Source organism: Serratia sp. CY44782 (assembly GCF_052168715.1).
In the GTDB taxonomy this organism is placed as follows: Bacteria; Pseudomonadota; Gammaproteobacteria; order Enterobacterales; family Enterobacteriaceae; genus Serratia; species Serratia nevei.
Window position 1 is genome coordinate 1 of sequence record NZ_JBJNME010000002.1, and the last position, 23,372, is coordinate 23,372.

The 23,372-nt window shown below is 56.5% G+C and carries 25 protein-coding genes, 4 tRNA genes and 1 other annotated feature; of the genes, 10 read left to right on the forward strand and 19 right to left on the reverse strand.

Annotation, left to right across the window (positions count from 1 at the left end; translation table 11 throughout):
- Nucleotides 1-468 precede the first annotated feature (468 nt).
- The 3 genes from clpB to rluD all read right to left on the reverse strand — a co-directional run bounded on the left by clpB (nucleotide 469) and on the right by rluD (nucleotide 4,881).
- Nucleotides 469-3,042, reverse strand: coding sequence for an ATP-dependent chaperone ClpB (gene clpB, locus ACJ8HT_RS03510; protein WP_025301647.1), 2,574 nt, complete (start codon nucleotides 3,040-3,042; stop codon nucleotides 469-471).
- A 130-nt stretch (nucleotides 3,043-3,172) separates the two neighbouring features.
- Nucleotides 3,173-3,904 (reverse strand): purine nucleoside phosphorylase YfiH, encoded by a 732-nt coding sequence (gene yfiH / locus ACJ8HT_RS03515; protein WP_197652696.1) that lies wholly within the window; start codon nucleotides 3,902-3,904, stop codon nucleotides 3,173-3,175.
- Nucleotides 3,904-4,881, reverse strand: coding sequence for a 23S rRNA pseudouridine(1911/1915/1917) synthase RluD (gene rluD, locus ACJ8HT_RS03520; RefSeq protein WP_004932452.1), 978 nt, complete (start codon nucleotides 4,879-4,881; stop codon nucleotides 3,904-3,906). Before rluD ends, yfiH begins: the two co-directional genes overlap by 1 nt.
- 131 nt (nucleotides 4,882-5,012) lie before the next feature.
- On the opposite strand from rluD, the gene bamD reads away from it, so the two are divergent.
- From bamD to pheA, 4 genes are all read left to right on the forward strand, one after another.
- The gene (gene bamD, locus ACJ8HT_RS03525; RefSeq protein ID WP_004932456.1) at nucleotides 5,013-5,744 is read left to right on the forward strand and encodes an outer membrane protein assembly factor BamD; all 732 of its coding nucleotides are present in this window, start codon (nucleotides 5,013-5,015) and stop codon (nucleotides 5,742-5,744) included.
- A 312-nt stretch (nucleotides 5,745-6,056) separates the two neighbouring features.
- Nucleotides 6,057-6,398: a ribosome-associated translation inhibitor RaiA gene (raiA, locus tag ACJ8HT_RS03530; protein ID WP_004932457.1), complete on the forward strand. Its 342-nt coding sequence runs from the start codon at nucleotides 6,057-6,059 to the stop codon at nucleotides 6,396-6,398.
- A 122-nt stretch (nucleotides 6,399-6,520) separates the two neighbouring features.
- Nucleotides 6,521-6,647: a sequence feature (Phe leader region), on the forward strand.
- Complete coding sequence (locus tag ACJ8HT_RS03535; protein WP_193169524.1) at nucleotides 6,522-6,569, forward strand: hypothetical protein; 48 nt, start codon at nucleotides 6,522-6,524, stop codon at nucleotides 6,567-6,569. It overlaps the preceding feature by 48 nt.
- 42 nt (nucleotides 6,648-6,689) lie before the next feature.
- The gene (pheA, locus tag ACJ8HT_RS03540) at nucleotides 6,690-7,847 is read left to right on the forward strand and encodes a bifunctional chorismate mutase/prephenate dehydratase (protein ID WP_060425327.1); all 1,158 of its coding nucleotides are present in this window, start codon (nucleotides 6,690-6,692) and stop codon (nucleotides 7,845-7,847) included.
- Between the two features lie 61 nt (nucleotides 7,848-7,908).
- Here pheA and tyrA read toward each other — a convergent pair whose 3' ends face one another.
- Nucleotides 7,909-9,030 carry a bifunctional chorismate mutase/prephenate dehydrogenase gene (tyrA, locus tag ACJ8HT_RS03545; protein ID WP_194572518.1) on the reverse strand — a complete coding sequence of 374 codons (1,122 nt, stop codon included), beginning with the start codon at nucleotides 9,028-9,030 and terminating at the stop codon, nucleotides 7,909-7,911.
- 3 nt (nucleotides 9,031-9,033) lie between these two features.
- Entirely contained in the window at nucleotides 9,034-10,110 is a 1,077-nt protein-coding gene (locus ACJ8HT_RS03550) for a 3-deoxy-7-phosphoheptulonate synthase (RefSeq protein ID WP_038871801.1), read from the reverse strand.
- A 506-nt stretch (nucleotides 10,111-10,616) separates the two neighbouring features.
- Between ACJ8HT_RS03550 and ACJ8HT_RS03555 the strand changes: the two genes are divergently transcribed.
- The 4 genes from ACJ8HT_RS03555 to ACJ8HT_RS03570 all read left to right on the forward strand — a co-directional run bounded on the left by ACJ8HT_RS03555 (nucleotide 10,617) and on the right by ACJ8HT_RS03570 (nucleotide 12,645).
- A complete protein-coding gene (locus ACJ8HT_RS03555) occupies nucleotides 10,617-11,381 on the forward strand; it encodes a DUF481 domain-containing protein (RefSeq protein WP_047728881.1) in 765 nt (254 codons plus the stop codon).
- A gap of 250 nt (nucleotides 11,382-11,631) precedes the next feature.
- Nucleotides 11,632-11,853, forward strand: a complete 222-nt coding sequence (locus ACJ8HT_RS03560; protein ID WP_038871804.1) for an HP1 family phage holin — start codon at nucleotides 11,632-11,634, stop codon at nucleotides 11,851-11,853.
- Complete coding sequence (locus ACJ8HT_RS03565) at nucleotides 11,837-12,352, forward strand: glycoside hydrolase family protein (protein WP_197652697.1); 516 nt, start codon at nucleotides 11,837-11,839, stop codon at nucleotides 12,350-12,352. Before ACJ8HT_RS03560 ends, ACJ8HT_RS03565 begins: the two co-directional genes overlap by 17 nt.
- 65 nt (nucleotides 12,353-12,417) lie before the next feature.
- Nucleotides 12,418-12,645, forward strand: a complete 228-nt coding sequence (locus ACJ8HT_RS03570) for an ogr/Delta-like zinc finger family protein (RefSeq protein WP_197652698.1) — start codon at nucleotides 12,418-12,420, stop codon at nucleotides 12,643-12,645.
- A gap of 142 nt (nucleotides 12,646-12,787) precedes the next feature.
- Here the strand turns inward: ACJ8HT_RS03570 and rplS are convergent, their stop codons facing one another.
- The 5 genes from rplS to ffh all read right to left on the reverse strand — a co-directional run bounded on the left by rplS (nucleotide 12,788) and on the right by ffh (nucleotide 16,404).
- Nucleotides 12,788-13,144, reverse strand: coding sequence for a 50S ribosomal protein L19 (gene rplS, locus ACJ8HT_RS03575; protein ID WP_015376707.1), 357 nt, complete (start codon nucleotides 13,142-13,144; stop codon nucleotides 12,788-12,790).
- 48 nt (nucleotides 13,145-13,192) lie between these two features.
- Nucleotides 13,193-13,960 carry a tRNA (guanosine(37)-N1)-methyltransferase TrmD gene (trmD, locus tag ACJ8HT_RS03580; protein WP_004932485.1) on the reverse strand — a complete coding sequence of 256 codons (768 nt, stop codon included), beginning with the start codon at nucleotides 13,958-13,960 and terminating at the stop codon, nucleotides 13,193-13,195.
- Nucleotides 13,961-14,012: 52 nt separating this feature from the next.
- Nucleotides 14,013-14,561, reverse strand: a complete 549-nt coding sequence (gene rimM, locus ACJ8HT_RS03585; RefSeq protein ID WP_019455135.1) for a ribosome maturation factor RimM — start codon at nucleotides 14,559-14,561, stop codon at nucleotides 14,013-14,015.
- Between the two features lie 18 nt (nucleotides 14,562-14,579).
- Nucleotides 14,580-14,828, reverse strand: coding sequence for a 30S ribosomal protein S16 (rpsP, locus tag ACJ8HT_RS03590; RefSeq protein WP_004932501.1), 249 nt, complete (start codon nucleotides 14,826-14,828; stop codon nucleotides 14,580-14,582).
- A 214-nt stretch (nucleotides 14,829-15,042) separates the two neighbouring features.
- The gene (gene ffh / locus ACJ8HT_RS03595) at nucleotides 15,043-16,404 is read right to left on the reverse strand and encodes a signal recognition particle protein (RefSeq protein ID WP_004932504.1); all 1,362 of its coding nucleotides are present in this window, start codon (nucleotides 16,402-16,404) and stop codon (nucleotides 15,043-15,045) included.
- Nucleotides 16,405-16,573: 169 nt separating this feature from the next.
- On the opposite strand from ffh, the gene ACJ8HT_RS03600 reads away from it, so the two are divergent.
- Together ACJ8HT_RS03600 and ACJ8HT_RS03605 are read left to right on the forward strand one after the other, a co-directional pair.
- Nucleotides 16,574-17,365 (forward strand): cytochrome C assembly family protein, encoded by a 792-nt coding sequence (locus tag ACJ8HT_RS03600; RefSeq protein ID WP_197652699.1) that lies wholly within the window; start codon nucleotides 16,574-16,576, stop codon nucleotides 17,363-17,365.
- A 42-nt stretch (nucleotides 17,366-17,407) separates the two neighbouring features.
- Nucleotides 17,408-18,697 (forward strand): HlyC/CorC family transporter, encoded by a 1,290-nt coding sequence (locus tag ACJ8HT_RS03605; RefSeq protein WP_169318062.1) that lies wholly within the window; start codon nucleotides 17,408-17,410, stop codon nucleotides 18,695-18,697.
- A 66-nt stretch (nucleotides 18,698-18,763) separates the two neighbouring features.
- Here the strand turns inward: ACJ8HT_RS03605 and luxS are convergent, their stop codons facing one another.
- The 9 genes from luxS to csrA all read right to left on the reverse strand — a co-directional run bounded on the left by luxS (nucleotide 18,764) and on the right by csrA (nucleotide 23,194).
- Complete coding sequence (gene luxS, locus ACJ8HT_RS03610) at nucleotides 18,764-19,279, reverse strand: S-ribosylhomocysteine lyase (protein WP_019455133.1); 516 nt, start codon at nucleotides 19,277-19,279, stop codon at nucleotides 18,764-18,766.
- Nucleotides 19,280-19,445: 166 nt separating this feature from the next.
- Complete coding sequence (gene gshA / locus ACJ8HT_RS03615) at nucleotides 19,446-21,008, reverse strand: glutamate--cysteine ligase (protein ID WP_197652700.1); 1,563 nt, start codon at nucleotides 21,006-21,008, stop codon at nucleotides 19,446-19,448.
- 82 nt (nucleotides 21,009-21,090) lie between these two features.
- Nucleotides 21,091-21,519, reverse strand: coding sequence for a YqaA family protein (locus ACJ8HT_RS03620; protein WP_004932520.1), 429 nt, complete (start codon nucleotides 21,517-21,519; stop codon nucleotides 21,091-21,093).
- Complete coding sequence (gene yqaB / locus ACJ8HT_RS03625; RefSeq protein WP_033637176.1) at nucleotides 21,516-22,082, reverse strand: fructose-1-phosphate/6-phosphogluconate phosphatase; 567 nt, start codon at nucleotides 22,080-22,082, stop codon at nucleotides 21,516-21,518. Before yqaB ends, ACJ8HT_RS03620 begins: the two co-directional genes overlap by 4 nt.
- Nucleotides 22,083-22,257: 175 nt before the next feature.
- Nucleotides 22,258-22,334: transfer RNA gene (locus ACJ8HT_RS03630), tRNA-Arg, on the reverse strand.
- Between the two features lie 53 nt (nucleotides 22,335-22,387).
- A tRNA-Arg gene (locus tag ACJ8HT_RS03635) sits at nucleotides 22,388-22,464 on the reverse strand.
- Nucleotides 22,465-22,525: 61 nt separating this feature from the next.
- Nucleotides 22,526-22,602, reverse strand: a tRNA-Arg gene (locus ACJ8HT_RS03640).
- A gap of 3 nt (nucleotides 22,603-22,605) precedes the next feature.
- Nucleotides 22,606-22,698, reverse strand: a tRNA-Ser gene (locus ACJ8HT_RS03645).
- A 310-nt stretch (nucleotides 22,699-23,008) separates the two neighbouring features.
- Nucleotides 23,009-23,194, reverse strand: a complete 186-nt coding sequence (gene csrA, locus ACJ8HT_RS03650) for a carbon storage regulator CsrA (protein ID WP_004091602.1) — start codon at nucleotides 23,192-23,194, stop codon at nucleotides 23,009-23,011.
- Between the last annotated feature and the right edge of the window lie 178 nt (nucleotides 23,195-23,372).

The following is a 23,372-nucleotide window of genomic DNA, read 5'->3' on the forward strand; positions in this document are numbered from 1 at the left end:
TGAATTTTACTTCAGTTAGTCACTCTTCAAGACTTGATATTTTTTTGCATCCGAAGATGCTGGATATCGTCTTGTGGAGTGCCCACACAGATTGTCTGATAAATTGTTAAAGAGCAGTGAGTTAGGCGCTTTCGCTTGCTAACTCGAGGTGGCGTATATTACGCTTTTCACCCGGAGAGTCAAGCGTTTATTTCGCTTTCCTCTCGCTAACCCGGCGGCTTGTCAGTCGTTGTTCCCGGTCAGTGGAGGCGCATTATAGGGAGTTCTCGGCGGGCCGCAACCCCTAATTGCAAAAAACTTTTCAAGCGCTCAAATAATCACCAGAAATGCCTTTTTAGGATGTTTATTAGTCAAAAAATACCGCTTTTGGCGCAGTAATAGCGGCAAACCCTGTAAATAGGGACAAACGAAGATAAAAAAAGGGAGCGGTCACCCGCTCCCTTTCATCTTTATGACGCTCGATTGCCGTTATTGGCGTGCAACGATATGGTCGTTTTCCACATCCAGCGTGACCAGCTTGCCGGGGATCAGCTTACCGGACAGGATTTGCTGCGCCAGCGGGTTCTCGATCTCCTGCTGAATAGCGCGTTTCAACGGACGCGCACCATACACAGGGTCGTAACCGGTTTTGCTCAACAGCGCCAGGGCCGGTTCGGTCATGGTCACTTCGTAACCGCGCTCTTCCAAACGCTTGTACAGACGCGACAGCTGAATCTTGGCAATTGCAGCAATGTGTTTCTCGCCCAGCGGATGGAACACCACCACTTCGTCGATACGGTTGATGAACTCCGGACGGAAGTGGTGACTCACCATCTCCATCACCGACTCTTTCATCTGTGCATAGTTCATCTGACCGAAATGCTCCTGGATCAGATCGGAGCCCAGGTTGGACGTCATGATCACCACGGTATTGCGGAAATCGACGGTACGACCTTGACCATCGGTCAGTCGGCCGTCATCCAACACCTGCAACAGAATATTGAATACGTCCGGGTGCGCTTTCTCGACTTCATCCAGCAGAATCACCGAATAAGGCCGGCGGCGCACGGCCTCCGTGAGGTAACCGCCCTCTTCATAGCCGACATAACCCGGAGGCGCGCCGACCAGACGAGAAACGGAGTGTTTCTCCATAAACTCGGACATGTCGATACGCACCATGGCGTCGTCGCTGTCGAACAGGAACGAAGCCAGCGCTTTGCAGAGCTCGGTTTTCCCCACCCCGGTCGGGCCGAGGAACAGGAACGAACCGATCGGCCGGTTAGGATCGGACAACCCGGCGCGACTACGGCGGATAGCATTCGAGACCGCGCTGACCGCTTCGTCCTGGCCAATAACCCGCGAATGCAGCTCTTGCTCCAGACGCAGCAGTTTATCACGCTCCCCTTCCAGCATTCTGGCAACCGGGATCCCGGTCGCACGCGCCAGCACTTCAGCAATCTCCGCATCGGTCACCCGGTTACGCAGCAGCTTCATGCTCTTGCCTTCGGCCTGCGTGGCGGCGGCGAGCTGTTTCTCCAGCTCAGGAATTTTGCCGTACTGCAGTTCCGACATCCGCCCCAGATCGCCGACGCGGCGCGCCTGCTCCAGAGTGATTTTGGCCTGCTCGAGTTCGGCCTTGATGTTCTGGGTGCCGGAGAGCGAGGCTTTTTCCGCTTTCCACTCTTCTTCCAGCTCCGAATATTCGCGCTCTTTCTGCCCCAGCTCGTCGCTGAGCATGTCCAGGCGTTTCTTGCTGGCGTCGTCAGACTCTTTATTCAACGCCTGTTGTTCCAGCTTCAACTGAATGATGCGGCGCTCAAGCCTGTCGAGCGATTCCGGCTTGGAGTCCATCTGCATACGAATGCTGGACGCCGCTTCGTCGATCAGGTCGATAGCCTTGTCCGGCAATTGACGATCGGCGATATAACGGTGTGAAAGCGTTGCCGCCGCCACGATGGCCGGGTCGGTGATCTGCACGTGGTGGTGCAGTTCGTAACGTTCTTTCAAGCCGCGCAGGATAGCGATGGTGTCTTCCACGCTCGGCTCCGCCACATACACTTTCTGGAAACGACGTTCGAGCGCCGCATCCTTCTCTATATACTGACGATACTCGTCGAGCGTAGTCGCGCCGACGCAGTGCAGCTCGCCGCGCGCCAGAGCCGGTTTGAGCATGTTGCCCGCATCCATCGCGCCATCCGCCTTACCGGCGCCAACCATGGTGTGCAGTTCGTCGATAAACAGGATAACGCTGCCTTCCTGCTTGGCCAGATCGTTGAGCACGCCTTTCAGGCGCTCTTCAAACTCGCCGCGATACTTGGCGCCGGCGATCAAGGCGCCCATATCGAGGGACAATACGCGCTTGTGCTTCAGCCCTTCCGGCACTTCGCCGTTGATGATGCGCTGCGCCAGGCCTTCGACGATGGCGGTTTTACCCACGCCAGGCTCGCCGATCAGCACCGGGTTGTTTTTGGTACGTCGCTGCAGCACCTGGATGGTGCGGCGTATCTCTTCGTCACGGCCGATTACCGGGTCAAGCTTGCCCTGCTCGGCGCGCTCGGTCAGATCGATCGTGTATTTCTTCAATGCTTGCCGTTGGTCTTCGGCGCCTTGGTCTTCCACGCTGTCACCGCCTCTCATTTGTTCAATGGCTTTGCTGATTTTGTCGGCCGTTGCGCCGGCCGCTTTCAACAAGTCGGTCAACGAGCCGCGGTCTTCCAGCACCGCAAGCACAAACAGCTCGGAAGAAATGAATTTGTCCGCGCGCTTCTGCGCCAGCTTGTCGCACAGGTTCAAGACGCGCACCAGCTCGTGGGACGGTTGAACATCGCCACCGGTACCTTCTACCTGCGGTAAACGGGACAGCGCCTGTTCGATTTCGGTGCGCACGCGCCCGGCATCGATACCTGCGGAAGTTAATAGTGGACGAACCGTGCCCCCTTCCTGATTGAGCAGGGCGCTCATCAGATGTAGCGGTTCAATAAACTGGTTGTCGTGCCCAAGGGCTAGTGACTGGGCATCGGCGAGGGCAAGCTGGAATTTGTTGGTAAGACGATCCAGACGCATAACACCTCCAAGATGGGTCGAAATTGCTACTGGAGATTAAATGAGGTCATCCCTCAAATTTTCAAGGTTATCTCGACGCTAAATTTTCGGTACAACGCCATGCGTCGTTGGATCGTCCTAATTCAATAGGTTATATCAGCCAGATTAAACTTGCCAGACGTCCGGTTATTCCATCGCGTCGATAGGAGAAAAAATGACTCTTTTCGTTAACCGTGCAGCGGTCGCCACCATAGATGGCCTGCACGCCTGCCCGTAACAAACGTTGGCGCGCCAGTAAGTAGATATTAGCCAAAAACTTATCGCCGTGCGGCGTAAAGGCAGCCTCGGCTTCGGCGTCTTCCGCGATAAAGGCGGCACGCACCTCCGGCCCGACTTCAAACTGCTGCGGGCCAATAGCCGGCCCCAGCCAGGCGCGGATCTGGCCCGGTGCGGCGCTGAACGCCGCCACGGTTTGTTCCAGCACGCCATGGCACAACCCGCGCCAGCCGGCGTGGGCGGCGGCCACTTCATCGCCGTTCTGCGAGCAGAACAACACCGGCAAACAATCCGCCGTCATCACGGCACACACCTGCCCAGGCACGTTGCTGTACACCGCATCCGCCCGCAGATCGGCGGGCGTTTGCCCCGTCAACGTCACCACGCGGGTGCCGTGCACCTGCTCGAGCCACACCGGCATCTGCGGCAAGTCGGCAGCGTTAACCAACCGTTCCCGATTGCGCTTCACCGCTTGCTCCTCGTCACCGACGTGGGTGCCGAGATTCAGCGAATCATAAGGCGGCAGGCTGACGCCGCCGCCGCGCGTGGTGCTGCAGGCCTTAACGCCGGGAGGCAACGGCCAGTCGGGCAGAATGAGTGAATTCATTACCAGTCCATCTGATCTTTGAATTCTTCGGTGTCCGCCTTCAGCGCGTTGATCAGATCGACCATGTCCTGCGGCAGCGGCGCATGCCACTCCATCTGGATACCGCTAATCGGATGATACAAACGCAGCATAGTGGCGTGCAGCGCCTGGCGGTCAAAGCCGCGCAGCGTGTTGATGAAGGCTTCCGAAGCGCCTTTCGGCGGGCGTGGACGGCCACCGTACAGCGGATCGCCCACCAGCGGATGGCTGATGTAAGCCATGTGTACGCGGATCTGGTGAGTACGGCCGGTTTCCAGGCGCAGGCGCAGGCGGGTGTGCGCGCGGAAGTGCTCCATGATGCGGTAGTGCGTCACCGCCGGTTTACCCATCGGGTGCACCGCCATGTGGGTGCGCTTGGTGGAGTGACGCGCGATTGGCTCTTCTACCGTGCCGCCGGCAGTCATGGTGCCGATCGCCACCGCTTCGTATTCGCGGGTAATTTCACGCGCCTGCAGCGCTTCCACCAGCCGGGTTTGCGCCGGCACGGTTTTCGCCACCACCATCAGGCCGGTGGTGTCTTTATCCAAACGGTGCACAATGCCGGCACGCGGCACGTCGGCGATTTCCGGGTAATGATGCAGCAGCGCATTGAGCACCGTGCCGTCCGGGTTACCGGCGCCAGGGTGCACCACCAAATCGCGCGGCTTGTTGATCACCAGGATGTCGCTGTCTTCATAGACGATATCCAGCGCGATATCCTGCGGCTCCCAACGCGCCTCTTCTTCAATCTGTGCATCGATGGCGACGGTCTCTCCGCCCAGCACCTTCTCTTTCGGTTTGTTTGACGTTTTGCCATTGACCTTCACCCGATCGCCCAGGATCCACTCTTTTATGCGAGATCGTGAATAATCAGGGAACAATTCGGCCAAAGCCTGATCTAAACGTTGTCCGAGTTGAGATTCGGCCACCGTTGCGGTGAGTTGTACTTGTTGTGCCATATGCAGCTTCTTCGTTAACGTTGGGTTTTCACGGCGATGCCGTTTAATATAATGTGCTATTGTACCTGGTCTTTGTCGGGAGCTTAACGGACAGTCTCCCGGAATAACACCCTGAGGATAATCAAAACGTCATGACGCGTATGAAATATCTGGTGGCGGCAGCCACGTTGAGCCTGGCGCTGGCAGGTTGCTCCACATCCAAGGATGCGGTTCCCGACAACCCACCTTCGGAAATCTATGCTACCGCGCAGCAAAAACTGCAGGACGGTAACTTCAAGGGCGCGATTACGCAACTCGAAGCGTTAGATAACCGCTATCCTTTCGGGCCGTATTCCCAGCAGGTCCAGCTGGATTTGATCTACGCCTACTATAAGGCTGCCGACTTGCCGATGGCTCAGGCATCCATCGATCGCTTCATGCGTCTGAACCCGACGCACCCGAACATCGATTACGTGATGTACATGCGCGGTCTGACCGACATGGCGCTCGATGACAGCGCACTGCAGGGCTTCTTCGGGGTTGACCGTTCTGACCGCGATCCTCAGCACGCTCGCGCTGCGTTCCGCGACTTCAGCCAGTTGATTCAGCAATACCCGAACAGCCAATACGCGACCGACGCCAACAAGCGTTTGGTGTATCTGAAAGACCGTTTGGCCAAGTATGAGCTTTCGGTGGCGGAATACTACACTAAACGCGGTGCTTACGTCGCGGTCGTTAATCGCGCCGAGCAGATGTTGCGTGAATTCCCGGATACCAAAGCGACGCACGACGTGTTGCCGCTGATGGAAAATGCCTACAAGCAGCTGCAGCTGAACGGCCAGGCTGACAAAGTGGCCAAAGTGATCGCTGCCAACCCGCAATAAGCGCGCGTCGGCAACGGCAGAAAAACAAAACGGCAGCCTCGGCTGCCGTTTTCATTGGCGTGGACCGGTTTTTTACTGGAAAAATACACAAGTAAAAACACGGTGTTAGCTAGCGCTCCTCACCGGTCAACTCATCGATAATGCGCCATCCGGCGGCAACTCTCAAGCATTAGATAGCCAATTCAGATGCTGAATCACAGATTGAACTAACTTTGCAAAAAGTGACAAAAAATCGTGATTTACATCACGCATTTAAACAAAAAGCGGGGTATGCTGGGTTCACCAAGACGGAAAGACAGAGAGGTAAGTTATATGACATTGAACATTACCAGCAAACAAATGGATATCACTCCCGCAATCCGCAATCACGTCGAAGACCGTCTCACCAAACTGGAAAAATGGCAGACCCAGCTGATAAACCCGCATATCGTCTTATCTAAAGAACCTCAGGGGTTTGTCGCCGACGCTACCATTACCACGCCTAACGGCCCGCTGGTCGCCAGCGCCAAACATGATGACATGTACACCGCCGTTAATGAGCTGATCGCCAAGCTGGAGCGCCAACTGAACAAGGTGCAGCACAAAGGCGAAGCGCGCCGCTGCAATGCCAGCGTGAAAGACATCGTGCCGGAAGTCACGCAAGAGCAAGAATAACCGTCCGACAGCGATTGCCGCATCAAACGCGCCCGAGGGCGCGTTTTTTGTCGGGTATTTTTGTTGACGGGCTAAAAGCCAGCGGTTACTTTAAAACCTGTTCGCATTAACCTTAGGTAGACCATGCCACGCACACCGTTTTTCCTCGCATTCTTTTTTACCTTCCCCTGACTGGGAGGCGTTTCGTCGTGTGAGAAAGAATGCGAAGACGAACAACAAGGCCTCCTGGAAACAGGGGGCTTTTTTTATGGCTATTTAACAACGAATAAGAACTGAAGGCGGAAGCTGATTATGACTGACAACCCGTTATTGGTGCTGCGCGAGCGCATCAGCGCACTGGACTTGAAACTGTTGGCCCTGCTGGCGGAACGCCGTGAGCTGGCGATTGAAGTCGGCAAGACCAAGCTGCACTCTCACCGCCCGATCCGCGATAAAGAACGCGAGCGCGACCTGCTGGACGCGCTGATCGCCGCCGCAAAACCTTACGACCTGGACGGCTTCTACGTCACCCGCCTGTTCCAACTGATCATTGAAGACTCCGTTCTGACCCAGCAGGCGCTGCTGCAGCACCAGCTCAACCCCGTCAGCCAGCACTCCGCCCGCATCGCCTTCCTCGGCCCGAAAGGCTCTTACTCGCATCTGGCGGCGCGTCAATACGCCGCCCGCCACTTCGATCAGCTGATCGAATGCGGCTGCCAGAAGTTTCAGGATATCTTCACCCAAGTGGAAACCGGCCAGGCGGACTACGCGATTCTGCCGATCGAGAACACCAGCTCCGGCTCGATTAACGAGGTGTACGATCTGCTGCAACACACCAGTCTGTCGATCGTCGGCGAGCTGACCAACCCGATCAACCACTGCGTTCTGATTGCCGGCGACAGCGATTTGAGCCAGATTGAAACCGTCTACAGCCACCCGCAGCCGTTCCAGCAGTGCAGCCAGTTCCTGAACCGCTTCCCGCACTGGAAAATCGAATACACCGAAAGCACCGCCGCCGCGATGGAGAAAGTCGCCAAGCTGAATTCACCGAAGGTAGCGGCGCTGGGCAGCGAAGCCGGCGGCGCACTGTACGGGCTGCAGGTGCTGGAACACAACCTTGCCAACCAGCAGCAGAACATCACCCGCTTTATCGTCCTGGCGCGTAAAGCGATTGACGTCTCCGAACAGGTGCCGGCCAAAACCACGCTGATCATGGCGACCGGCCAGCAATCCGGCGCACTGGTCGAAGCGCTGCTGGTTCTGCGCGACAACGGCATCATCATGACCAAGCTGGAGTCACGCCCGATCAACGGCAATCCGTGGGAAGAGATGTTTTATATCGATGTGCAGGCCAATCTGCGTGCCGACGCGATGCAAAAAGCGCTGCGCGATCTGGCACCAATCACCCGCTCGCTGAAGGTACTGGGCTGTTACCCGAGCGACACCGTGGTGCCGGTCAACCCATCCTGAAACCATAAAAAAAGGGTTCGGCCAAGCCGAACCCCTTAACTTTACGTTTACCACCCGCGTTTTACTGCCGGCTGTCGTTAGCCTGCCGCAACAGCGTGCGGCTCTCCACCAGGAAGCGCTGGGCGTAATCGCCGAACCAGTGCTCCACCTTGCGGAAACTGTCGATAAACGCCTGTTTGTCGCCATGCTCCAACAACTTTATCGCCTCGCCGAAGCGCTGGTAGTAACGCTTAATCAGCGCCACGTTTTCCTCCGACGACATGATGATGTCGGCGTACAGCTGCGGATCCTGCGCAAACAGGCGGCCAACCATCGCCAGCTCCAGCCGGTAGATCGGCGAGGAGAGCGCCAACAGCTGCTCCAGTTGCACGTTCTCTTCCGCCAGGTGCAACCCGTAGGCGAAGGTGGCAAAGTGCCGCAGCGCCTGAATAAACGCCATGTTCTGATCGTGTTCGACCGCGCTGATGCGATGCAGCCGCGCCCCCCACACCTGCAGCTGTTCAAGCAACCATTGGTAAGCCTCCGGTTGGCGGCCATCGCAGTAAACCACGACCTGCTTCGCCACGCTGCCCACATCCGGGCCGAACATCGGGTGCAGCCCCACCACCGGGCCGCTGTGCACCGCCAGCATCGCATGCAGCGGACGGTTCTTCACCGACGCCAAATCCACCAGAATGCAGTCGTCGGGCAAGGTTGGCAGGCGGCTTATCACCTGCTCTGTCACATGGATCGGCACGCTGACGATCACCATGCCGGCGTCGGCCAACAGCTGTTCCGCCTGTGGCCAATCTTCCTGATCCAATACCCTGACCTGATAACCCGACAGCGTCAGCAGACGGTTGAACAGCCGACCCATCTGGCCGTTGCCGCCGATGATGACGATCGGCCGCAGCTGCGGGCACAGGGTTTTAAAGCCTTTATCGTTCTCGCTAACGTATGATTCGCGCATCACGCGGCGCAAGACGTCCTCGATCAAATCCGGCGGCACCCCGAGGTTTTCCGCCTCCTGACGGCGCGAGGCCAGCATCGCCGCCTCGCGCTCCGGCACATAAACCGGCAAGCCGTGGCGGCTTTTCACCTCCCCCACTTCCGCTACCAGATGCAGGCGCTTTGCCAGCAGATCCAGCAACGCTTTGTCCACCTCGTCGATTTGATCGCGCAGCGCGGTCAGTTCTGCCACCATAACTTACTTTTCTCCCGTGCGTGCCGTCAGCGCAGCGCCGAGTTCCTGATGCATATGACGCAGCAGCGTTTCCGTACTCTCCCAGTCGATGCAGGCGTCGGTGACGGACACACCGTAACGCATGTCTGCACGCGGCTGTTCGGAAGACTGATTGCCCTCATGCAGATGGCTCTCCAGCATAATGCCGGTGATCGAACGGTTGCCCGCTTTGATCTGCTCCACCACGGACTCGGCCACCGCCGGCTGACGGCGATAGTCTTTATTCGAGTTGCCATGGCTGCAATCTATCATCAAGGACGGATGGAGTCCCGCCTCGAGCATCTGTTTTTCACAGGCCGCAACGTGCTCGGCGCTGTAGTTCGGGGTTTTGCCGCCGCGCAGGATCACGTGCCCGTCCGGATTGCCCTGGGTCTGCAGCAGGCAAACCTGGCCCGCCTGGTTGATGCCGACGAAGCGGTGCGGCATAGCGGCGGCGCGCATGGCGTTGATGGCAGTGCCCAGACTGCCGTCGGTGCCGTTTTTGAACCCGACCGGCATCGACAGGCCGGAAGCCATTTCGCGGTGGGTCTGTGATTCGGTGGTGCGCGCGCCTATCGCCGACCAGCTGAACAAGTCCCCCAGGTACTGCGGACTGTTCGGATCCAACGCTTCGGTAGCCAACGGCAAGCCCATGCCCACCAGATCCAGCAACAGGCGACGCGCAATATGCAAGCCTGCTTCAACGTCAAACGAACCGTCCATGTACGGATCGTTGATCAAACCTTTCCAGCCGACAGTGGTTCTGGGTTTTTCAAAATAGACGCGCATAACGATATACAGCTGATCGCTCAAGTCAGCCGCCAGAGTTTTCAAACGACGGGCGTAGTCCAGCGCCGCATCCGGATCGTGGATCGAACAAGGCCCGCACACCACCAACAGGCGATGATCGCGCCCCTGCAAAATGTTGGCGATGGTGTTACGCGCGGTGGCAATTTCATTTTCGTCGTCGGCGCTAAGCGGGAACTGGTTCTTCAGCTCCTCCGGCGTGATGAGAACCTGTTCTGCACTGATGTGTACGTTATTGAGCGCGTCTTTTTGCATGATGCTATTCCTGTCGTTTGGCGTTATGCGTTGAAATGGAACATTGAGCGTTTCAAGGCTCTACCTTATCACGCGATGTAAAGATTTCAATCCAATTTCCGTAAATAAAAAATTACCGTGATTTTTACTATAAAAAAACATGTATAAAAACATCATAAAAATGCAATAAAATACATTAAATTCAATAATGTAATAAAAAAACAAGATCATCAGAACACGCCTATACCCCCTGCGAACCAAAACCCAAAAACGTAAATATATATGTACAATTGGTTTTACAGGGAAGATACACCGCCCGTCTCGGCGCCCACGAACGGGCAGTAGCGGATACCGTCAGACTCAGCACGAAATGCCGCCGAAAGCGATGAATTTAAGTAGAAGAAAAGCGAATAAATGAGGAATAAAAATTAAAAACTTAAGCTAATGGCGGCTATTTTTGTCGCCGAAGTGAACCGATATAATGTGACCGTCATCAACAATAACCACCCTTAACAACTGGATCCAAGATGCTCTCTTCTCGCGCTCGTCGCGCTTTTCCGCTGTATATTTGCTGCTTAACGACTTTCACCAGTGTTTCAGCCCTTGCCGACAATACGCTTTTCACCGCGATGGACGATCCGGCCACCGCCAAGAAACCGTTCGAAGGCAACGTGCAGGCGGGCTACAACGCCCAGTCCGGCAACTCGCAAAGCTCCACCCTGTTGGCCAACACCAATATGACCTGGTTCAATACCGACGCGGCATATAGCCTGTGGGGGGCGGCCAACAACACCACCTCCTCCAACGTGCGCTCGTCCGAAAAGTACCAGGCCGGTGGCCGTACGCGCTATAACCTGACCGATCGCAACTACCTGTTCGGCCAGGCCAGCTGGCTGAGCGACCGTTTCAACGGTTATGACTCGCGCTCCACGCTGACCGGCGGTTACGGCCGCCAACTCCTCAACGGGCCGCTCAGCGATCTGCGAGTGGAATTCGGTCCCGGCGTGCGCCATGACGAATACCACGGCGGCGGCCGCTCGACCAAAGGGCTGGCCTACGGTGCGGCCAACTATTCCTATCAGCTGACCGACAACACCAAGTTCATTCAGGGCGTTTCCGCGCTGGCGAACGAGGAAACCACGCTGAACTCGGAAAGCGCGTTGAACGTGGCGATCAACGATCGCTTCTCACTGCGCGTGGCCTACACCGTGACCTACAACAGCAAACCACCGGCCTCAGCACCGAAGAACACCGATACCACCACCTCGGTCACGCTGGTCTACGGCCTGTAACCTTCCCTGCCCAGACTCTCTCGAAGCCCATCATCGATGGGCTTTTTTTATACCCGCCACTCTCTCTTGCACAATCTGCTAAAAATATTCATCTCGCCCATTGACGACTTTAGCAAATAGCTTAATACTGTATGCATATACAGTAATTATTATACAGCCTCGTGGCATGATGGATTTCGATAGCGAGTGGCCAACAACGCATCGATACCCCCCCAGCTCCGAGAGACTGTGAACAAAGTGAGCATAAGCTATGGAGAAAATCACCTCATTCATCACCTACGCCATGGCGCTGTTTCTCGCCTGGCTCGGCAGGCTCTCTCCGCAGGACATTGCCTTTTTAGTCGGTGCGGCGGTAGGAATCGGCACGTTTCTGGTGAACTGGTACTACCGACGTAAAAGCCTGCAGATCTTGAAGGCTATTGAGCGCAATGCGGCATCACGGAGGAAAATTTACGATGAGTGCAATCGTTAAGCGCTGCAGCGTCGCCGCCGTTTTGGCCATCGCCGTGCTGTTACCGTCATTTGGCGAGCTGCAAACCTCAGAAGCCGGCCTCAGGCTGATCGCCGATCTCGAAGGTTGCCGCCTGTCGCCTTACCAGTGTAGCGCCGGAGTGTGGACACAGGGCATTGGGCACACCGCCGGCGTCATCCCGGGCCAGGCCATCGATGAGCGGCGAGCCGCTGTGGATTTGGTAGACGATGTTCGCCGCACCGAGCGTGGCATGGCCGCCTGCCTGCCGCAAACGCTCCCGCAAGAAACCTATGACGCGGTGATCGCCTTCGCCTTCAACGTGGGCATCAGCGCCGCCTGCCACTCCACGCTGGTCATGCTGCTGCAGCAGCGCCAGTGGCAGCAGGCTTGCGATCAATTGCCGCGTTGGGTTTACGTAAACGGAAAGAAAAACAAGGGGCTGGAACAGCGACGCGCCACGGAACGCGCACTGTGCTTACAAGGCATTGCCTCATCATGACGGGCTCGCTCGCCTAAGTGGTGATGCCACAACAATTTCACTTAATTTGTTCAAGGGGGGTTCTTATGATGCACTGTCCACTATGCGGTCACGTGGCCCACACTCGCTCCAGTCGCTATCTGAGCGAGTCGACCAAAGAGCGTTACCATCAATGCCGCAATATCAACTGCAGCTGTACGTTCGCCACGCACGAGTCCGTTGCACGGGTAATCGTTAAGCCTGGCGATGATATTGTGCCGGTGCAGCCGCACCCGCCGGAGAATCAGCATAAACAAAGCGCGGCCGCGCTGTAATGCAAAAAGCCTGCTGATGCAGGCTTTTTAATGTCGCTACAACGTGGCCAAATCTCGCAAATGCAACGCAGCCGGATTTTCAGATAAAAAAAGGGGGTGGCATAGGCCAACCCCTGATAACTATTAACTTTTGGATGCAGCGTTAGTTAACGCGGTTCAGACGCTCTTTGATACGAGCAGCCTTACCAGTACGTTCACGCAGGTAGTACAGTTTAGCTTTACGAACGGCACCACGACGTTTAACAGTAATGCTGTCGATTACTGGGGAGTGAGTCTGGAATACGCGCTCAACACCTTCGCCGTTGGAAATCTTACGAACAGTGAATGCAGAGTGCAGACCGCGGTTACGGATAGCGATAACCACGCCCTCGAATGCCTGCAGACGTTTTTTGCTACCTTCAACGACCCATACCTTCACTTCCACGGAATCACCCGGACGGAATGCAGGTACGTCTTGTTTCATCTGCTCTTGTTCAAGTTGCTTAATAATGTTGCTCATAATATGTCTCTTACCCTAGGTAAACTGATATATCGGTCCCGTCTGATGTCAGACGTTTCCTTCATAGTCCTGTTGCCTGGCCTGATGTTCCCGTTGGAACTCAGCCAGCAACACCGCTTGCTCGTCAGTCAGAGCTAGGCTTTCTAGAAGTTCAGGTCTTCTAAGCCAGGTTCGGCCCAGCGACTGCTTTAAGCGCCAGCGACGTATCTCGGCATGGTTGCCCGACAGTAGAACCGGCGGTACTTCCATCCCTTCCAACACCTCTGGGCGGGTATAGTGCGGGCAGTCCAGCAATCCGTCGGCGAAGGAGTCTTCCTCCGCTGAGGCCTGATGGCCCAGCACACCCGGTATGAAACGGGCGACTGAATCAATCAGGGTCATCGCCGGCAGTTCCCCGCCGCTGAGAACGTAATCACCGATTGACCATTCTTCGTCAATTTCGGTTTGGATTACGCGCTCGTCTATCCCTTCGTAACGGCCGCACACCAGAATCATCTTCTGATTGGCCGCCAGTTCGCACACGCCGGTTTGATCCAGCTTGCGCCCCTGAGGTGACAGATAAATCACCTTTGCTCCCTCGCCTGCCGCTGCTTTCGCCGCATGAATGGCCTCCCGTAAAGGTTGCACCATCATCAGCATTCCCGGGCCGCCGCCATAAGGGCGATCGTCCACGGTACGATGCCGGTCGTAGGTGAAGTCGCGAGGACTCCAACACTGCACGCTCAGCAGGCCATTTTTTACTGCCCGGCCAGTCACCCCGTAATCGGTGATAGCGCGGAACATCTCAGGAAACAGGCTTACAATACCGATGAACACAAGCCAATCCCCTTACCGTTATTCCACTTGCTTCGACCGTTTGATCCGGGGGTCAAAAACCAGGATCCCAATCTGCCTCAATCACGCGGGCAGTGAGATCGACTTTCTTGATAACCTGCCCATGAAGAAACGGAATCAACCGCTCCTTCATGCCGAACGCATCTTTCAGGTTCGCTTTCACAACCATCACATCGTTCGAGCCGGTTTCCATCATATCGATGACTTTACCCAGCTCGTAGCCGGCGGTGGTGACTACCTGGCAGCCCATCAGGTCTTTCCAGTAGTAATCGTCACCCTCCAGCGGAGGAAGTTGCTCAGAATCCACCATAATCTCGCGATTAGTCAGCAGATTCGCCGCGTCCCGATCGTCAATGCCTTTGACCTTGATGATCAGATCCTGACTGTGGCGCTTCCAGTCTTCCAACTCGATATGCTGCCACTGACCCGCCTGCTGGATAAACCACGGCTGATAGTCAAAAATGCTTTCGGCGTTCTCGGTGGATGAAAACACTCTGAGCCAACCACGAATGCCGTAAGCGGACCCCATTTTACCGAGTACAATCGGCTGCTTAGGCGCTACCGGTTTGAGTTGCTTGCTCATTGCCACCACCGCGACAGATTAAGCTGCTTTCTTAGCGTCTTTGATCAGCGCGTGAACGCGATCAGAAACGGTTGCACCCAGACCAACCCAGTGCTCGATGCGGTCCAGGTCCAGACGCAGTGCTTCAGCCTGACCGGAAGCGATCGGGTTGAAGAAGCCTACGCGCTCGATGAAACGACCATCACGAGCGTTGCGGCTGTCGGTCACTACTACTTGATAGAACGGACGCTTTTTAGCGCCGCCACGTGCCAAACGAATTGTTACCATAACATCCTCTTTAGTTAATAAAACAGCCGGGCCCCATTGAGGGACGGGGCCCGGTTGCAATATAAAAAGCCAGAAAATTTTACTCATTTTGGCGCAAAAAGCAATCTAAAGCGTCGATCGCAGGGGACAACTTTTGCAGCCTGTCAAATTTCGGGCGGTTTTCACCGCGAACGGCGAATGCTGAAAGCGCCCGCACTCGGCGTGCGGAGGCCCATCAGCGGCCTGGGAAGCCCGGCGGCATCATGCCTTTCATGCCGCGCATCATCTTCGCCATACCGCCTTTCTTCATCTTCTTCATCATACGCTGCATTTCGTCGAACTGCTTCAGCAAGCGATTGACGTCCTGCACCTGCATGCCGGCTCCCATCGCGATGCGGCGCTTGCGCGAGCCCTTGATGATTTCCGGTTTGGCGCGCTCTTTCAGCGTCATCGAGTTGATGATCGCCTCCATGCGCACCAGCACTTTATCGTCCATCTGCGACTTGACGTTGTCCGGCAGCTGGCCGGCGCCCGGCAGCTTGCTCAGCATGTTGGCCATGCCGCCCATGTTGCGCATCTGCTTGAGCTGCTCCAGGAAGTCGGTCAGATCGAAACCGTCGCCCTTCTTCAGCTTGTTGGCCAGCTTCTCCGCCTGCTCGCGGTCGACCTTGCTTTCGATATCTTCGATCAGCGACAGCACGTCGCCCATGCCCAGAATGCGCGATGCCACGCGATCCGGGTAGAACGGCTCCAGCGCTTCGGTCTTCTCGCCCACGCCGAGGAATTTGATCGGCTTGCCGGTGATATGACGGATGGACAGCGCGGCACCGCCGCGCGCGTCGCCGTCGACCTTGGTCAGCACCACGCCGGTCAGCGGCAGCGCTTCGTTAAACGCCTTGGCGGTATTGGCAGCGTCCTGGCCGGTCATGGCGTCGACCACGAACAGGGTTTCCACCGGCTTGATCGCCGCATGCACCTGTTTGATCTCGTCCATCATCGCTTCGTCAACGTGCAAACGGCCGGCGGTATCGACGATCAGTACGTCGTAGAACTTCAGCTTGGCCTGTTGCAGCGCGCGATTGACGATGTCGATCGGTTTTTCTTTGACGTCAGACGGGAAGAAATCGATGCCGACGCCTTCCGCCAGCGTTTCCAGCTGTTTGATCGCCGCCGGGCGATAAACGTCCGCGGAAACCACCAACACTTTCTTCTTCTGTTTTTCTTTCAGGAACTTGCCGAGTTTACCGACGCTGGTGGTTTTACCGGCACCCTGCAAGCCCGCCATCAGCACCACCGCCGGCGGCTGGGCCGCCAGATTCAGCTCGGTGTTGACTTCGCCCATCGCGGCGATCAGCTCGCCTTTGACAATCTTGACGAACTCCTGCCCCGGCGTCAGGCTCTTGTTGACTTCATGGCCAACCGCGCTCTCTTTGACGCGGTTGATGAAGTCGCGCACCACCGGCAGCGCAACGTCCGCTTCCAGCAATGCCATGCGCACTTCACGCAGGGTTTCCTTGATATTCTCTTCGGTCAGCCGCCCGCGGCCGCTGATATTGCGCAACGTGCGCGACAATCGATCGGTTAAATTTTCAAACATCGTCTCATGCTCAACGTGTAATGACAGGCCGCTCCGGCGACACAATTGCGCCGATGATAACACGAAGCGCGGCGGATCTCTGCCTCAGCGTTGGAGATAGGTTGGAGTGAAACGCGCGCAACGTTATACTGACACTCCAATTAACCACGCCGAAGCAAAATTAAACGCTATGCCAGTTTTCTCCATTGTGGCTTTGATGGCCTACCTGCTCAGCCTTGGACTGATCATTCCCAGCTTGTTGCGGAAGAACAGCGCATACCGTCGGCTTGCCCTCGTCTCGGCGGCGGTGGCGCTGATTTGCCATGCCATCGCGCTGCAGCAGCGCATCTTTGACGTCAGCGCCGGGCAGAATCTCAGCCTGCTGAACATTGGCTCCATCGTCAGCCTGATCATCTGCTCGGTGATGACCTTCGTCGCCTCGCGCGACCGCGGCTGGTTCCTGCTGCCGATCGTCTACAGCTTCGCGATGATCAACCTGGCCTTCGCCAGCTTCATGCCCGGCGAGTTCATCACTCACCTGGAAGCCAGCCCGGAACTGATGGTGCATATCGGCCTGGCGCTGTTCTCTTACGCTACCCTGATCATCGCCGCGCTCTACGCCTTGCAGCTCGCCTGGCTCGATTACCTTCTGAAAAACAAGAAGTTGACCTTTAGCGCCGACATGCCGCCGCTGATGAGCATCGAGCGCAAGATGTTCCATATCACCCAGATCGGCGTGGTGCTGCTGACGCTCACCCTGTGCACTGGCCTGCTGTACATGGATAATCTGTTCAGCAAAGAGAACGTGCATAAAGCCGTGCTGTCGATCATGGCCTGGTTCGTGTATATCGTGCTGTTGTGGGGCCATTATCATGAAGGCTGGCGCGGCCGCCGCGTCGTCTGGTTCAGCTTCGCCGGCGCCTTCCTGCTGACGCTCGCCTACTTCGGCAGCCGTCTGATTCAGCAGGTGATGGTGCGCTAAGCCAGCCCGGTTCAATTCTCCCTCTCTATAAGGAATACTGCATTGGAGCATGTGTCGACGGGGACCCTCATCATTATCCTGGTGATCATGATCGTGGTCTCCGCTTACTTCTCCGCTTCCGAAACCGGCATGATGACGCTCAACCGTTATCGCCTGCGTCACCTGTCCAAACAGGGCAACCGCTCGGCGCGTCGGGTGGAGAAGCTGCTGCAAAAACCGGATCGGCTGATCGGCCTGGTGCTGATCGGCAACAACCTGGTCAACATCCTCGCCTCGGCGCTGGCGACCATCGTCGGCATGCGGCTGTATGGCGATCTCGGCGTGGCGATCGCGACCGGCATACTGACCTTCGCCGTGCTGCTGTTCGCCGAAGTGCTGCCAAAGACCTTCGCCGCCCTCTATCCGGAACGTATTGCCTTCCCCAGCAGCGTCCTGCTGGCCCCATTGCAAAAGGTGATGTTCCCGCTGGTCTGGCTGCTCAACGGCATCACCAGCCTGACCTTGCACCTATTCGGCATCCGCACCAACGTGCGCATCAGCGACGCCGTCAGCAAGGATGAGCTGCGCACTATCGTGCGCGAATCCCAGTCGCAAATCTCCCGACGCAACCAGGACATGCTGATCTCGGTGCTGGACCTGGAAAAGGTGACGGTTAACGACATCATGGTGCCGCGCACCGAGATCGTCGGCATCGACGTCAACGACGACTGGAAATCGATCATGCGCCAGCTGACCCACTCGCCGCACGGCCGCATCGTGCTGTATCGCAGCTCGCTGGACGACGCGATCGGCATGCTGCGCGTGCGCGAAGCCTACCGCCTGATGACCGAGAAAAAAGAGTTCAACAAAGAGAACCTGCTGCGCGCCGCCGATGAAATCTACTTCGTGCCTGAAGGCACGCCGCTCAACGTGCAGCTGGTGAAGTTCCAGCGCAACAAAGAGAAGGTCGGCATCGTGGTCGACGAGTACGGCGACATTCAGGGCCTGGTCACGGTAGAAGACATTCTCGAAGAGATCGTCGGCGACTTCACCACCTCGATGTCACCAACGTTGGCGGAAGAGGTCACGCCGCAGAGCGATGGCTCGGTCTTGATCGACGGTACCGCCAACGTGCGCGAGCTGAACAAGGCCTTCAACTGGACCCTGCCTGCCAGCGAGGCCCGCACCGTCAACGGCATGCTGCTCGAAGAGCTGGAAGAGATCCCTGAAACCGGTACCCGGGTGCGTATCGGCCACTACGATATCGACATTCTCGACGTGCAGGGCAACATGATCAAACAGGTGCGGGTCACGCCGATCACCTCGCTGCAGTCCAGCGTCGGCCACCACTGACCGCCGGCCTGAAAGTAAAAAAGACGCGAAATCGCGTCTTTTTTTATCTCTGCGGGAAACTCGCGGCTAGATATGCAGTTCCTGCAGCTTCTCTTTCGGCAGCGCCAGCTCGTCGTTGTGGTTAACCACCACGTCGTTATCCAGGATGTGCTTGGCGATCTCCTGCGCTTCTTCCAGCGAGTGCATATGGTAAGTGCCGCACTGGTATTCGTTCAGCTCAGGGATTTTGCGCTGGTCGGTCACTTTCAGCACGTCGGCCATCGCCGCTTTCCACGCATCGGCTACGCGCTGCTCTTCCGGCACGCCGATCAGGCTCATGTAGAAACCGGTACGACAGCCCATCGGGGAGATGTCGATAATCTCCACGCCCTGGCCGTTCAGGTGGTCACGCATAAAGCCGGCGAACAGGTGCTCCAGCGTGTGAATGCCGCGCTCGGGCATCACTTCCAGGTTCGGGCGGCAAAAGCGCAGATCAAACACCGTGATGGTATCGCCATGAGGCGTTTTCATAGTTTTCGCAACGCGGACAGCCGGAGCTGCCATACGGGTATGATCGACGGTAAAGCTATCCAGCAATGGCATTTCGCTACCTCCTCGTAAAAGAGCATTTATTTCGAAACTTTTTTTCCTAACCGGGAAACCTTTTCCAACCCTGCGAGTCTGAGTATGTGAAAGACGCGCATTTGTTATCATCATCCCTGTCATCAGAGATGCATATTTGGCCACATTGATGTGGCCTTTTTCTTTTTCAGCTTCCGCCGTTTTGCTTCAGGAACGCTTCAAAGCTTAGCGTATCATTGGCTTCTATGTCGCGTTGGCGCTGCCACGAGGCTTCCCGCTCTTTATCCAGCTCGGCTTCGTTCAGGATTTCCAACGGCTCTTCCAGCAACGTCTGACGATACTGCTCCGCCAGCTGCAACCCGACGCGCCCAGTGCCTTCCGCCTTCATCGCCTTCAGAATGCGCGCAGAGAAGGTCAACTCAGGATCGTCGAACGCGGCAACCAGCTCATCACACACCTGCTGGTATTGACGGTTGCCGGCTTCGCCGTCCAACACTTCCGCCACCCGACGCAGATCGGCGAACAGCGCCTTACCCACTTTTTCGAGCGGTTCATGGCTGGCGCCACAGTCGATGCCGATGGTCTGGCCCGGCTTGCGCCCTTCCAGGATCACTCGGTTCCAGTTCTTGCGCGTGCACAGCAGTTCATCGCTGCTCATCTCCGGCGCATCGGCCAGCGCGCACCACACCAGGAACAGATCCAGGAAACGCGCCTGCACCGCGTCCACGCCGATTGGCGAGAACGGGTTGATATCCAGCGAACGCACTTCGATATATTCGATGCCGCCGCGCAGCAGCGCGTCCGACGGCGTCTCGCCGCTTTGGGTCACGCGCTTCGGCCGGATCGGCGCATACAGCTCGTTCTCTATTTGCAGCACGTTGCTGTTCAGCTGCAGGTAGCGATCGCCCTCTTTCACGCCCAGCTTGGCGAACTCTTCGGACGGCGTCGCGATCGCCCGCTTCAGACCGGCCACATAGCTGTGCAGATCGTTGAAGGTGATGCCCAAATTGCTCTGCGACTTGTTGGTGTAACCCAGGTCGCTCAGACGCAGCGAGGTGGCGTACGGCAGGTAGCACATCCCCTGCTCGGTGCGCTCGAACGGCAGATTGGTCTCACGCCCCTTGAGGAATGAAGAACAAATGGCCGGCGATGCGCCGAACAGATACGGGATCACCCAACCGAAACGGTAATAGTTGCGGATCAGGCGGAAATACCCCGCCGAGATCTGCTCTTTACCGCTTTCTGCGTCCTGCACGCCGGCCCAGGCCTGCCAAAACTCCAGCGGCAGCGAGAAGTTGTAGTGCACGCCGGAAATGGTCTGCATCAGCGCGCCGTAGCGATTCTTCAGCCCTTCGCGGTACAGCGTCTTCATGCGGCCAATGTTCGACGAACCGAACTGCGCCAGCTCGATATCCTGCTCGGCTTCAATAAAGCACGGCATGCTGAGCGGCCACATGCGCTCATCGCCGATATTGCGCGCCACGTAACGATGAATATCGCGCAGGAACGTCAGCAGGTGATCGATGTTGTCATCAACCGGCGTAATGAACTCTAACAGCGCTTCGGCGAAATCCGTGGTGATCCAGTGGTGCGTCAATGCCGCGCCCAGCTTTTCCGGATGCCCGGTGGTCGCCAAGGTGCCGTTCGGCGTGACCCGCAGCGTTTCACGCTCGATGCCACGACGAATACCTTTTAATGCCTGGGGATGGGCTTCCAACCAAGAAAGCGCCTGTGATACGTCCGGGATCAAATTGACCTCCCGCTTCTAAAAACAATAACTCGTAAGCATACTGAATCCGCACCCGAGAGAATATTGAGTTATATTCACTTGGTTACTGCCACCAGGCGATGCCCTGTACCGTTATCATAGCCAAAACGATGTAACGCAGCGCCTTTCCGATACACAGAAACAGCGCGACAGAGCCCCAGGGCATGCGCAGCCAACCTGCCAACACGCACAACAAATCGCCCACCACCGGCACCCAGCTGAGCAGCAGCGCAGCCGGGCCGAAGCGTTGCAGCCACCCGAGCGCCGTTGCCAGCCCCCGCTGTGGTTTCAACGCCGGTAACAGGCGCCCGATAATGACATTGGTCAAGCCACCCAGCGTGTTGCCCAGAGTCGCGGCCAGCACCAGCAACTCCGGCGAGACGCGACTCTGGGTCAGCAAGGCGACCAGAACGATTTCTGAATTTCCCGGCAGCAGCGTCGCACTGAGGAAGCTACTGCCAAATAACGATATTACGGCTAGCGTACTACTCACAGCGTACGGACGTCTACCACAGCCATACCGGCACTTTTCGCCGCCTGAATGCCGAAATCGGCGTCTTCAAACACCACGCATTTTTCCGGCGGCACGCCGATCAGTTCGGCACAGCGCAAGAAGGTGTCCGGCTCCGGTTTGTGGCGCTGCACGTCGTCCGCACCGACGATCGCGTCGAAGCAGTTGAACAGGCCAAGATGACGCAGCAGCATTTCCGCCATGCGGTGCTCGCTGCCGGTACCGACCGCCATCGGACGGCGGCCGTGATAGGACTTCACCACCTCGATCAGCGGCAATGGACGCACGCTGTCCAACAGCATCGCTTCCACCGCGCGGGTTTTCTCCGCGGCCAGGTGATGGGGATCGAGATCGGCCTGATGGCTGGCGATAATCGCCTGGGCGATGCGCCAGGTCGGTGAACCGCTCAGCGCCACCATGGCCGCTTCATCAAACGTCATGCCATAACGGGACAGCACTTCACGCCACGCTTTGCGGTGCGTTGGCTCGGTGTCCAGAATCGTGCCGTCCATGTCGAAAATAAGACCCTGATAGCGGTCGTACATCGTTACTCCATGATCGTTGAGGAAAGAAAACTACTTTAGCGTAAAGCCGTTGGGTTGTCGCTGACTGCGTCATAACGGAATGTGCTGTGCCCGATCGGACGCAAAGGAGGACGGGGGAGAGAGAATGGCTAAATGCTGAAAAGCGAAAAACCCGCCGAAGCGGGTTTCTCTTAGATGGTGCATCCAGGAGGATTCGAACCTCCGACCGCTCGGTTCGTAGCCGAGTACTCTATCCAGCTGAGCTATGGATGCATGTCTATTTTTTACTGCTTGCCTGCTTCACTAACGAAGCATGACGGAAAGAATGGTGCATCCAGGAGGATTCGAACCTCCGACCGCTCGGTTCGTAGCCGAGTACTCTATCCAGCTGAGCTATGGATGCACAGGAATTCTTTTTTGATACCGTATGGTATGTTGTTACTACCCCACCATACTGCAAAATATGGTGCATCCAGGAGGATTCGAACCTCCGACCGCTCGGTTCGTAGCCGAGTACTCTATCCAGCTGAGCTATGGATGCAAATGGCGGTGAGGCGGGGATTCGAACCCCGGATGCAGCTTTTGACCGCATACTCCCTTAGCAGGGGAGCGCCTTCAGCCTCTCGGCCACCTCACCATACGCTTCTTTCGAATTGTGCCTAACTTGCTTCAGAGAAGCTCATCGGCACTGCGTGGCGCACATATTACTTTCTCCGACTTTTAAGTCAAACAATTTTTCCCAACTCATGCGCGTTTGCACAATTCGCACCCAACATGGGCGATTTCACGGCAAAAAGGGCGTTTTATCAACAGGCAACCGCAGCGTCTGTAGCAACAAAGCAGAAAACTAACCGGGAAAATAATCACGAAAAAGAGAGGGGAGAACGAAAGAAGTGGGTAAAACGATGCAGTAGCGTCTCGTCTGGCAACGAGACGCTGCTTCGGAATCAGTAAGTCGTCTGCTGAGACTTCTCTGCCTGAATGCGCTGATAGATTTCTTCACGGTGAACCGAAACCTCTTTGGGGGCGTTCACACCAATACGCACCTGGTTGCCTTTTACCCCTAGCACAGTGACCGTAACCTCATCGCCAATCATGAGGGTTTCACCAACTCGACGAGTCAGAATTAACATTCTTTGCTCCTTGAAAGATTAAAAGAGTCGGGTCTCTCAGTTTCCCCGTCATTATCCATCATATGTGGTGAAAACGTAAGCCGCGCAACCCACAATAAGTGTAAGCAGACTTGGTCCCACCTCAGATAATGGTAAGTTTAGCCGACCTGAAAAACTTTGTTCCCGCAATTGTAACTAA

Excerpts from the sequence above, each read along its gene's own strand:
- ffh (WP_004932504.1), bottom strand. The coding sequence starts at position 16,404 with ATGTTTGAAAATTTAACCGATCGATTGTCGCGCACGTTGCGCAATATC.
- ACJ8HT_RS03570 (WP_197652698.1), top strand. The coding sequence starts at position 12,418 with ATGATGCACTGTCCACTATGCGGTCACGTGGCCCACACTCGCTCCAGT.
- yfiH (WP_197652696.1), bottom strand. The coding sequence starts at position 3,904 with ATGAATTCACTCATTCTGCCCGACTGGCCGTTGCCTCCCGGCGTTAAG.
- ACJ8HT_RS03550 (WP_038871801.1), bottom strand. The coding sequence starts at position 10,110 with ATGCAAAAAGACGCGCTCAATAACGTACACATCAGTGCAGAACAGGTT.
- raiA (WP_004932457.1), top strand. The coding sequence starts at position 6,057 with ATGACATTGAACATTACCAGCAAACAAATGGATATCACTCCCGCAATC.
- ACJ8HT_RS03565 (WP_197652697.1), top strand. The coding sequence starts at position 11,837 with ATGAGTGCAATCGTTAAGCGCTGCAGCGTCGCCGCCGTTTTGGCCATC.
- rimM (WP_019455135.1), bottom strand. The coding sequence starts at position 14,561 with ATGAGCAAGCAACTCAAACCGGTAGCGCCTAAGCAGCCGATTGTACTC.
- csrA (WP_004091602.1), bottom strand. The coding sequence starts at position 23,194 with ATGTTAATTCTGACTCGTCGAGTTGGTGAAACCCTCATGATTGGCGAT.
- luxS (WP_019455133.1), bottom strand. The coding sequence starts at position 19,279 with ATGCCATTGCTGGATAGCTTTACCGTCGATCATACCCGTATGGCAGCT.
- tyrA (WP_194572518.1), bottom strand. The coding sequence starts at position 9,030 with ATGGTGGCAGAACTGACCGCGCTGCGCGATCAAATCGACGAGGTGGAC.
- bamD (WP_004932456.1), top strand. The coding sequence starts at position 5,013 with ATGACGCGTATGAAATATCTGGTGGCGGCAGCCACGTTGAGCCTGGCG.
- rplS (WP_015376707.1), bottom strand. The coding sequence starts at position 13,144 with ATGAGCAACATTATTAAGCAACTTGAACAAGAGCAGATGAAACAAGAC.
- clpB (WP_025301647.1), bottom strand. The coding sequence starts at position 3,042 with ATGCGTCTGGATCGTCTTACCAACAAATTCCAGCTTGCCCTCGCCGAT.
- rluD (WP_004932452.1), bottom strand. The coding sequence starts at position 4,881 with ATGGCACAACAAGTACAACTCACCGCAACGGTGGCCGAATCTCAACTC.
- yqaB (WP_033637176.1), bottom strand. The coding sequence starts at position 22,082 with ATGTACGACCGCTATCAGGGTCTTATTTTCGACATGGACGGCACGATT.
- ACJ8HT_RS03560 (WP_038871804.1), top strand. The coding sequence starts at position 11,632 with ATGGAGAAAATCACCTCATTCATCACCTACGCCATGGCGCTGTTTCTC.
- ACJ8HT_RS03555 (WP_047728881.1), top strand. The coding sequence starts at position 10,617 with ATGCTCTCTTCTCGCGCTCGTCGCGCTTTTCCGCTGTATATTTGCTGC.
- ACJ8HT_RS03600 (WP_197652699.1), top strand. The coding sequence starts at position 16,574 with ATGCCAGTTTTCTCCATTGTGGCTTTGATGGCCTACCTGCTCAGCCTT.
- pheA (WP_060425327.1), top strand. The coding sequence starts at position 6,690 with ATGACTGACAACCCGTTATTGGTGCTGCGCGAGCGCATCAGCGCACTG.
- rpsP (WP_004932501.1), bottom strand. The coding sequence starts at position 14,828 with ATGGTAACAATTCGTTTGGCACGTGGCGGCGCTAAAAAGCGTCCGTTC.